General features: G+C 47.2%; 5 protein-coding genes and 1 pseudogene. 3 read left to right on the top strand and 3 right to left on the bottom strand.

Features of this window, described 5'->3' with window-relative positions; all coding sequences use genetic code 11:
- Positions 1-28 precede the first annotated feature (28 nt).
- The 3 genes from ald to IQ242_RS13590 all read left to right on the top strand — a co-directional run bounded on the left by ald (position 29) and on the right by IQ242_RS13590 (position 2,591).
- Positions 29-1,114 (top strand): alanine dehydrogenase, encoded by a 1,086-nt coding sequence (gene ald, locus IQ242_RS13600; protein ID WP_193960329.1) that lies wholly within the window; start codon positions 29-31, stop codon positions 1,112-1,114.
- A 40-nt stretch (positions 1,115-1,154) separates the two neighbouring features.
- Positions 1,155-1,613: a hypothetical protein gene (locus IQ242_RS13595; RefSeq protein ID WP_228020983.1), complete on the top strand. Its 459-nt coding sequence runs from the start codon at positions 1,155-1,157 to the stop codon at positions 1,611-1,613.
- Between the two features lie 606 nt (positions 1,614-2,219).
- Positions 2,220-2,591, top strand: a complete 372-nt coding sequence (locus tag IQ242_RS13590; RefSeq protein ID WP_228020982.1) for an HNH endonuclease — start codon at positions 2,220-2,222, stop codon at positions 2,589-2,591.
- A 5-nt stretch (positions 2,592-2,596) separates the two neighbouring features.
- On the opposite strand, the pseudogene IQ242_RS27150 reads toward IQ242_RS13590, so the two are convergent.
- From IQ242_RS27150 to IQ242_RS13580, 3 genes and pseudogenes are all read right to left on the bottom strand, one after another.
- Positions 2,597-2,698 (bottom strand): annotated as a pseudogene (locus IQ242_RS27150) (hemolysin); the annotation flags it as partial.
- A 20-nt stretch (positions 2,699-2,718) separates the two neighbouring features.
- Positions 2,719-3,693 carry a DUF4351 domain-containing protein gene (locus tag IQ242_RS13585; RefSeq protein WP_193960328.1) on the bottom strand — a complete coding sequence of 325 codons (975 nt, stop codon included), beginning with the start codon at positions 3,691-3,693 and terminating at the stop codon, positions 2,719-2,721.
- A 200-nt stretch (positions 3,694-3,893) separates the two neighbouring features.
- Positions 3,894-6,392 carry an ELWxxDGT repeat protein gene (locus tag IQ242_RS13580; RefSeq protein ID WP_193960327.1) on the bottom strand — a complete coding sequence of 833 codons (2,499 nt, stop codon included), beginning with the start codon at positions 6,390-6,392 and terminating at the stop codon, positions 3,894-3,896.
- Positions 6,393-6,530: the final 138 nt, after the last annotated feature.

Raw genomic sequence — 6,530 nt, 5'->3', positions numbered from 1 at the left:
GTTAGAAATAGTCCCCCAGAAGCAAACTATGGAAATAGGTGTTCCCAAAGAGATTAAAGATCAAGAGTTTCGCGTCGGTTTGAGTCCTAGTAGTGTGCGTGTACTCAATGATCGCGGTCACAGGGTATTTGTGGAAACGGCCGCCGGATTGGGTGCTGGATTCAGCGATGAAGATTACCAAAAAGCCGGGGCCAAAATTGTGGAAAAAGCGGTCCAAGTTTGGGATAAATCGCTAGTTGTCAAGGTAAAAGAGCCGCTTAAGGCAGAATACGGCTTTTTAAACAAGGAAGCTCTCCTATTCACCTATTTACACCTAGCGGCCGAGCGCTATTTAACGGAAGCATTAATCGAGTCGGGAACAACTGCGATCGCTTATGAAACCGTCGAGCTTGCCGATGGTCGCTTGCCTCTCTTAACTCCCATGAGTGTTATTGCCGGTCGTCTTTCGGTACAATTTGGGGCCCGCTATCTAGAAAAACAACAGGGAGGTAGGGGAGTTTTACTGGGGGGTTTCCCGGGGGTGAGTCCTGGACAAGTGGTTATCCTTGGCGGTGGTGTGGTGGGTACGGAAGCGGCCAGAATTGCCATCGGTATGGGGGCAAAAGTAACTATTTTAGATATTAACGTCGAGCGCTTGGCCTATTTAGAAACTTTATTCGGTTCCAGGGTAGAATTGCTTTACAGTAGCCCGGCACAATTAGAAAATGTGGTTCCTAAGGCCGATTTATTGATTGGGGCCGTGCTAGTCTTAGGAAAACGAGCGCCGACCCTGGTTTCTCGCTCTTTAGTCGCCAAAATGAACCCTGGTTCTGTAATTGTCGATGTGGCAGTGGACCAAGGGGGCTGCGTGGAAACTCTGCGGGCCACTTCCCACAGTCAACCGACTTACCTGGAGTCGGGAGTAGTACATTATGGGGTCCCTAATATGCCTGGAGCAGTACCCTGGACGGCAACCCAAGCTTTAAATAATAGTACCCTACCCTACGTTCTTAAATTAGCCGACCATGGGGTAAAAGCCTTGGATCAAGATGTTTCCCTCGCTAAGGGGTTAAATGTGGCCAATCATCGGTTAATTCATCCAGCAGTACGCGAAGTTTTTCCCGATTTGATTTGAGCAGTAATTTCAGGGCTGATCGTGGTATTTTCTAGGGGCTATGACTAAGAATTTATGGACAAGGGATGAGCTGCTGATCGCTCTCAATTTATACTATAAATTTCCCTATGGACAATTCCACACCAATAATCCTATTATTATCGAAGTCGCTGAAAAGTTACAGCGAACACCATCGGCCCTGGTGATGAAATTATGTAATTTTGGTTCTCTCGATCCCAGGCATCAATTGCGAGGAGTACAGGGGTTAAAAGGTATCAGTAAAGCTGATCGGCAAATCTGGCAGGAGTTCGAGGATAACTGGACAGAATTGGCCCTAGAAAGTGAGGAAAAATTACAAGTTCTTTTAGGAGTTATCAACGAGCAGCAAGAGGATTTTACTAGACTTGATTTTTCGGGAAAGATCAAAACAGAAAACGAAGCAATCAGAAAAGTTAGAATCGGACAAAACTTTTTTAGAAAGACAATTTTAGCCCTATATCTGGACTTCCCCCATACATAAATACTAAAAAATTAACAAAACCCTTACTGCAGGTCGCTTCTCAGAAAAAATTGAAAAGAGGCTACTGGGTACATTTTTGACTTGAAAATGGCTGTACCGTTGACTGTATCTGGAGTAGAGCGATTCCGTAGAGTTGGCTGTATAGTGATCGCTAACCTGATTTTAACAGATAGTGTCATTAATCTCTAGAGTAAGGGATTCCCTCTGTAGCCATGTTTTTGCTGGTTTTCTGCCCCGAAACAAGCTATAATGGTCTAAAGGTCAAATTTGAAAATTTTTGCCTCAAACCCTATCTGCGTAAGAACTTCAGGATTTTGTGTCCAGTAGTTGATTAGTATTATGTTGCTTGAACTCAGGCTCTGTAAGACTTTTAGCCATAGCTAGTATGTTTATACGGGGGAAGTCCAGATATAGAGACGTTTATCAGTTATCAGATGTGAGTTTTTAAGTGTGCAGTATTAAATAGAAGTTTCTTACTGTCTTTTTACTGATTACTGATTACTGAAAACCCTATCTGCGTAAGAACTTCAGGATTTTGTGTCCAGTAGTTCATTAGTATTTTATTGCTTGAACTCAGGCTCTGTAAGACTTTTAGCCATAGCTAGTATGTTTATACGGGGGGAAGTCCAGCTATATAACTATCGTTGCTGTATTACAGGAAATCCCATTCCTCTGTTATTAACAGCTAGTCATATATTACCCTGGAGTCAATTTCCCGAACAACGTTTAAACCCTCATAATGGACTGTGCCTAGCTCGTACTCATGATACTGCTTTCGATCGAGGTTTAATTAGTTTCGATGAGGATTTAAGATTAATTATTGGCCATGAGATCGAAAAAAAGGCTCAGGATCAAGGTAGCGAGACGTTAGCACTAAATTTTATCAACTATCGCGGTAAAACTTTAAATGTTCCCGCTCGCTTTTCACCAGATTTAGATTTTTTAAACTATCATCGCTATCATATATTTCAGGGCTAAAAGTACGATATTGCCGCACCAGCTTGACTAAGCAGGTCAATTTTATCAGTACCAATAGCAAAATCCGTAACTCGGTCTAGGGCTGCGGCAGTGGACTGACTAAACTGGTCGCTTAACAAACCTGAATTTAAAGGGAATCCAAACAGTTATCCAAATCCGCCAAGGATTGAAAATCCAAGAGAGCCTCCCCCAACTGTTCTAATTGCGACGCCGTCAGCCCACGAATCTGGGCTACCACATCCGGACTCAGGGTACCAAATCGTTTTGACAACTGTCGCACAATCAGCAGAGATTCTCCTTCGAGAAGCCCCTCCTGACGACCCTCCTGGCGACCTTCTTGACGACCTTCTTGACGGGCAATACGTTCTACCGATAAGACATAGGGCATGGCTTTATTTTTCTCCAAATTTTGAATGGATGTCCACAGTTGTTTCTCCAAGTCTTGGGGCAACTTCATTAACCAGTCGATAATGCCAAACAAATCAAGAATCCGTTGCTTATCCCAATCCCTCTCATATAGTAATCGAGCCAACTGCCACTTGGCGTCATAGCGCCCTGACGGATTATTGCGGGTTTGTTGGGTTAATAAATGGGCCGCAGTCACCAGGGCAAAAGGGTTGGGATTGTCTAGCAAAGCATTGAGACAGTTGGCGTAGTCAAGAATTTTTACTGTCGCAAATTCAATGCTTGTCCGACTACCAAGCAAGTCGTAGCTGAATCCCTGGGGTCGCCAGCTTGGATTTGTATCTGCTAACACGGCTAAGGTGGCAACCGGGCGACGGTAACGGTCATAAAGCCGATAGTTGTAAATAAACAACCGTTCAGCAAAGGTTCTATTCGGTCGCCCCTGAACCTGCACATGAATATAAACCCATTCCTGCTTGGCCGTGGTCAGGGTCACTTCTACCAAACAGTCCACCCGTCGCCGCCCTAATTCCGCATCTGCCACAATTTGGGCCAGTTCTTGCTCCAGAAACCTATGGGGGAATGTCCAATCAATGGACTCATAAGCCGCCGGAAAGTAAAACGCCAGAAATTCCTGGAAATACCGCACCAGAGCCGTTTTCCAAGGACTATCGTAGTCGTCAGGTGCATTGGTCATGAACTAAACGTTACTGATTGCACTAATCCCCCTTGAGTTTACGCCATAGTGACCGCCTCCCACTGCGATCACCATTTCCTTCCCTGTGATCAACTTTGACGCTTACGTTTGAAACTCGCACCAATGGCGATCGCCTGTCAGAGCCGATGAGTTGATGACTGGTGAATGGGGGAACTCGATTTAAGAATCCCCCCATTAATTTAGACAAAGAAACTATTGACCGCAATAGTGCCGAGCGCCGGTAAAGTACCCGTTAATCCGGTGAGATTAATCACCAAATCATTAGCACTTTGGAAACCCGCCGTGCCGTCGTTGATAATTAGGTAAGTAGAAGAACTATTATCCCGCACTAAAACAGCACTGTTAATTCCGAGAGCTTGATTTCCGGCTGTTGCCCCATTAGCATCGGTAAAGACGTTAGTAACAATAGTGTTAATATTGGTCGTGGTGCTATCTGTTGCCCGGGTAAAAGCGACAGGGGCATTAATTGCCGCACCAGCTTGACTAAGCAGGTCAATCTTATCAGTACCAATAGCAAAATCCGTAACTCGGTCTAGGGCTGCTGCGGTGGACTGACCAAATTGGAAGATGAAGATGTCTGTCCCCGTCCCACCGGTTAAAGTATCGCTTCCAGCAGCACCATTGAGGGTATCGTTACCAGCGCCACCAACTAGAATATCATTACCTAAGCCACCAACTAGAAGACCTGGGGAGGGATTACCAATCAGATTATCCCCGTTAAAGTCTTGTTGGAAGTTGGTTTCTTGAGTAAAAGCTTCCGGGGAATTTAATCCCCACCATCCGCTTGAAGATTGCCAATTCCAGTTATTATCTAAACTCCACAAGTGGAGATAATTACCATCGTTATATTTCCATAAAACTTGATTGACTCCGTTGACGGTTTCTGCTGCTAGAGTTTGCCAACCAGGGTAGATGTTTGTGGTAATCTGAGTGGACCCATTTTTAATAGCAGTGGGGTTATTATTGCCAATTTGAGCATAGAGGTTATTAGTCGCGTCTTGGACTAATTTGATGTTACCGAAGGCTTCAATTGGGGTGACACTGGTATCATCATTTTGAATAGTGCCAATAGCAGTAGCGGTGGTAATAGTAGCGCCGTTGGTGGCATTGGAGAGGGTGACGGTAAAGTTTTCGTCGGGTTCTACTGTTGTATCCCCCTGAACGTTAACAGTAATTACTTTTGAGGTTTCCCCGGCGGCAAAACTTACTACCCCACTGGGTAAGATTGCCCCGACAAAATCCGTGGCATTGGCAGGATTGGTTCCGCTGCCGGTAACTGCCCAGTTAACGTTATTGCTTCCGGTGGTATTAACCGAACGAGTGACGGTAAAGGTAAAGGCTTTACTGCCACTGTTGCCCTCGGTTTGACTGGCACTGGTGGCGGCAATGGCGAGGGTGGGAACTGCGGGACCACTCACGGCCCACAATTCCCGACCGTTCACGCCGTCATCGGCAGTGAAGTACAGGGTGCTGCCCACTACTCTCAGGTTTTGGGGGTTGGAGCCATTGGAACCGGGGCGGATGTCCCCCACCAGAATCGTGCCGGCCGCCGTGCCGTCGCTTTTCCACAATTCAGTACCGTTCACGCCGTCATCGGCAGTGAAGAACAGGGTATTGCCCACTGCGGTCAGATTTTGGGGGTTGAGACCACTAAAGGGACTATCGTAACCGGGGTTGATATCCTTGACCAGAACTGTACCGGCCGCCGTGCCGTCGCTCTTCCATAATTCAGTACCGTTCACGCTGTCAAAAGCAGTGAAGAACAGGGTGTTGCCCACCGCCGTCATCTGGGTGAAGAAGTCAAGGGAGCCACCGAGACCGGGGCGTATATCTTTGACCAGAACCGTACCAGCCGCCGTGCCGTCGCTCTTCCATAATTCATTACCGCTAACGCCGTCAAAACCACGGAAAAAGAGGGTATTACCCACCGCCGTTAGATAGCGGAGGGGAAAGGAAGAGGGATTGGGGTTGATATCTTTGACCAGAACCGTACCGGCCGCCGTGCCGTCGCTTTTCCACAATTCCCGACCGTTCACGCCGTTATCGGCAGCGAAGAACAGGGTATTGCCTACTGCCGTTAGATATCGGGGGTCGGAGCTAGAGGAACCGGGGCGGATATTCTTGACCAGAACCGTACTGGCCGCCGTGCCGTCGCTTTTCCACAATTCATTACCGCTAACGCCTCTGGCACTGAAGAACAGGGTGTTGCCCACGGCCGTTAGATTGTCGAGGCTGATGTTCTTGACCAAAACCGTACCGGCCTCCGTGCCGTCGCTTTTCCACAATCCAGCGTTAGTGAAGAACAGGGTATTGCCCAGTGCCGTTAGATTGTCGAGGTAGGAGCTAGAGTCACCGGGGTTGATATCTTTGACCAGAACCGTACCGGCCGCCGTGCCGTCGCTCTTCCACAATTCAATACCGTTCACGCTGTCATAGGCCTGGAAGAACAGGGTACTGCCCACCACCGTCAGATTGCTCGGGTAGGAGCCATAGTCACCGGGGTTGATGTCGGCGACCCGAACTGTACCGGCCGCTGTGCCGTCGCTCCTCCACAATTCCTCACCGTTAACGCTGTCATAGGCAGTGAAGAACAGAGTATTGCCCCGGGCCGTCAGATTGCCGGGGTAGGGACCAAAGGAACCGGGGTAGATATCCTTAACTAAAAAAGGAATTGACATGACTTTTTCCTGAATAAAGGGTGAAAATTAAACAGTTAGGTAGTGGTGCAGAATAAATTTCCTAGTGGAGAAATGCACTTATGCAAGGGGCAAGGGGCAAGGGGGGGTTAGATTTGTGTAATTAATTTTGCTTAGGTA

This window comes from Microcystis sp. LEGE 08355 (assembly GCF_015207185.1).
Lineage (GTDB): Bacteria > Cyanobacteriota > Cyanobacteriia > Cyanobacteriales > Microcystaceae > Microcystis > Microcystis panniformis.
This window is presented reverse-complemented; position numbering and strand designations above follow the sequence as displayed.